This is a genomic window from Pseudomonas sp. ENNP23 (assembly GCF_001728945.1).
Taxonomy (GTDB): Bacteria; Pseudomonadota; Gammaproteobacteria; order Pseudomonadales; family Pseudomonadaceae; genus Metapseudomonas; species Metapseudomonas otitidis.
Map to the genome: position 1 here is coordinate 1 of NZ_LYSP01000090.1, position 3,366 is coordinate 3,366.

The 3,366-nt window shown below is 70.8% G+C and carries 1 protein-coding gene; it reads left to right on the forward strand.

What is annotated here, in order from left to right; translation table 11 throughout:
* The coding region (locus tag A9G05_RS26095) for a condensation domain-containing protein (protein WP_256548491.1) at nucleotides 1–3,366 on the forward strand (3,366 nt) is incomplete at both ends.

Genomic DNA, 3,366 nt, shown 5'->3' on the forward strand with positions numbered 1-3,366 from the left:
TGTACCGCACTGGCGACCTGGCACGCCAGCGCGAGGACGGGGTGATCGAATACGCCGGGCGCATCGACCACCAGGTGAAGATCCGTGGCCTGCGCATCGAACTGGGCGAGATCGAAGCCCGCCTGCAGGAGCAGGACGCCGTGCGCGAAGCCGTGGTAGTGGCCGCCGACGGCCCCAGCGGCAAGCAACTGCTGGCCTACCTGGTGCCGGAGCCGGAGTCCCTGGCCCGTGCCGAGGCAGAAATCCAGGGCGGCTACCTGCAAGGCATCAAGGCACGCCTGCTGGAGGTGCTGCCGGACTACATGGTGCCGGCGCAGTGGGTGCTGCTGGAGCGCATGCCGATCTCGCCCAACGGCAAGCTGGACCGCAAGGCCCTGCCCAAGCCCGACCCGGCCCAGGCCCGAAGCGAGTACCAGGCACCGCGCAACGAACTGGAGCAGCGCCTGGCGCTGATCTGGCAGGACGTGCTGCGCCTGGAGCAGGTGGGCGTGGACGACAACTTCTTCGAACTGGGCGGGGATTCCATCATCTCCATCCAGATCGTCAGCCGCGCGCGCCAGGCGGGCATCCGCATCGCCCCGCGCGACCTGTTCCAGCACCAGAGCATCCGCCGCCTGGCCACCGTGGCGCAGTTGAGCGAAGCGCTGCAGGTGGACCAGGGGCCGGTGACCGGCGAGGCGCCGCTGCTGCCGATCCAGCAGGCGTTCTTCGCCACCGATATCCCCAACCGCCACCACTGGAACCAGTCCCTGCTGCTGGCACCGAGCGAGCCGCTGGACGCCGTGCTGCTGACTGGCGCCCTGGCCCAGTTGCTGCAGCACCACGATGCCCTGCGCCTGCGCTATCGCCAGGTCGAAGGGGCTTGGGTGCAGGCCCATGCCGAGGCGGTCGCCGCCGATGAACTGCTCTGGTGCGGCCAACTGGACAGCCTCGATGCACTGCCGGCCTTCTGCAGCGAGGTGCAGCGCAGCCTCGACCTGGCTGCCGGCCCCATGCTGCGCCTGGCCCTGATCGAACTGCCCGACGGCGGGCAGCGGCTGTTGCTGGCGATCCATCACCTGGTGGTGGACGGCGTCTCCTGGCGCATCCTGCTGGAAGACCTGCAGACCGCGTACCGCCAACTGCAGGCCGGCGAAACGCCGCGACTGCCGGCCAAGACCTCGTCCTTCAAGGCCTGGGGCGAACGCCTCGGCGCCCACGCCCGTTCCGGGGCGATGACCGATCAGCTCGGCTACTGGCAGCAGGTGCTGCAGGGCGCGCCGGCGGACCTGCCGCGCGACAACCCGGCGGGCGCCCTGGACAACCGCCATGCCCGCAGCGTCGCCACCCGCCTGGACGCCACCCGCACCCGGCAACTGCTGCAGGACGCACCGGCCGCGTACCGCACCCAGGTCAACGACCTGCTGCTGACCGCCCTGGCCCAGGCCGTCTGCGCCTGGACGGGCGAGGCCTCGGCGCTGGTGCAGCTGGAAGGCCACGGCCGCGAGGACCTGTTCGACGACATCGACCTGTCGCGCACCGTCGGCTGGTTCACCAGCCTGTTCCCGGTGCGCCTGGAACCGGCTGCCGACATCGGCACCGCCATCAAGCAGATCAAGGAGCAACTGCGCGCCACCCCGGACAAGGGCCTGGGCCACGGCCTGCTGCGCCACCTGGGCAGCGACGAGGCCCGTGCCGCGCTCGCCGGCCTGCCGCAGCCGCGCATCACCTTCAACTACCTGGGCCAGTTCGACGGCGACTTCGCCGAGGGCGCGCTCTGGGTGCCGGCCGAGGAGGGCCGTGGCGCCGGGCAGGACCCGCAGGCGCCCCTGGGCAACTGGCTCAGCGTCGATGGCCAGGTGTTCGGCGGCGAGCTGAGCCTGAACTGGACCTTCAGCGGCGAGGTGTTCGCCGAGGCCACCATCACCCGCCTGGCAGAGGCCTACCAGCAGGCGCTGGAGGCGCTGATCGAACACTGCTGCGACACGCGCAACGCCGGCCTGACCCCCAGCGATGTGCCCCTGGCCGGGCTCGACCAGGCCCAACTGGACGCGCTGGCGCTGCCGGCCCGCGAAGTCGCCACCCTCTACCCGCTGTCGCCCATGCAGCAGGGCATGCTGTTCCACAGCCTGTACGAGGCCAACGGGCGCACCTACGTCAACCAGATGCGCCTGGATATCCGTGGCCTTGACGTGGCGCGGTTCTCCCGTGCCTGGCAGCAGGCGGTCGACCGCCACGAGCTGCTGCGCGCCGGCTTCATCTGGGACGCGGGGCTGGACGCGCCGCGCCAGGTGATCCACCGCCAGGCGACCCTGGAAATCCGGGTGGAGGAGGGTGCCGACGCCACCGCCCTGGACGCGCGTGCCGCCCACGAGCTGGACCGTGGCTTCGATCTGGCAAGGCCGCCGCTGCTGAGGCTGTGCCTGCTGCGCACCGGCGACGACAGCCACCACCTGATCTACACCAGCCACCACATCCTCATGGACGGCTGGAGCAACTCGCGCCTGCTGGGTGAGGTGCTGCAGGCCTATGCCGGGCAGGACGTCGCCGCACCGGAAGGGCGCTACCAGGACTACCTCGCCTGGCTGCAGCGCCAGGACAGGGCCGCCAGCGAACGCTTCTGGCTGGAGCAGTTGGCGCCGCTGGAAGAACCGACCCGCCTGGCCCTGGCCTGTGGCCGCGTGGCCCACCCCGAGCCGGGGCAAGCGCTGCACAGCGCACGCCTGGACGCCGGGCAGACCCGCCGCCTGCAGGCCTTCGCCCGCCAGCAGCAGGTCACCCTCAACACCCTGGTGCAGTCGGCCTGGCTGCTCCTGCTGCAGCGCTACAGCGGCCAGCGCAGCGTGGCCTTCGGCGCCACGGTGTCCGGGCGTCCGGTGGAGCTGCCGGGCATCGAGCAGCAGCTTGGGCTGTTCATCAACACCCTGCCGGTGATCGCCACCCCGGACGGTGCCCTCAGCGTCGCCCAGTGGGCCCAGGCCGTGCAGGCGCAGAACCTGGCCCTGCGCGACCACGAGCACATGCCCCTGGCGGACGTGCAGCGCCTGGCCGGCCGCAACGGCGAAGCGCTGTTCGACACCCTGCTGGTGTTCGAGAACTACCCGGTTTCCGAAGCCCTGGAAGCGGCACCAGGCGGGCTGGGCTTCAGCAACCTCGGCTACAGCGAGCAGAGCGGCTACGCCCTGACCCTGATCGCCCAGGTGGGCGAGGAGCTGGAGCTGGCCTTCAATTACCTGACCGCGGACTTCGCCGAACCGAGCATCCGCCGCATCGCCGGTCAACTGGTACACCTGCTGCTGCAGTTCATGGCGCAGCCGCAGCGTGCATTGGGCGAATTGCGCCTGCTGGAGGAGGACGACCACCGCCGGGTGGTGGAGCAGTGGAACG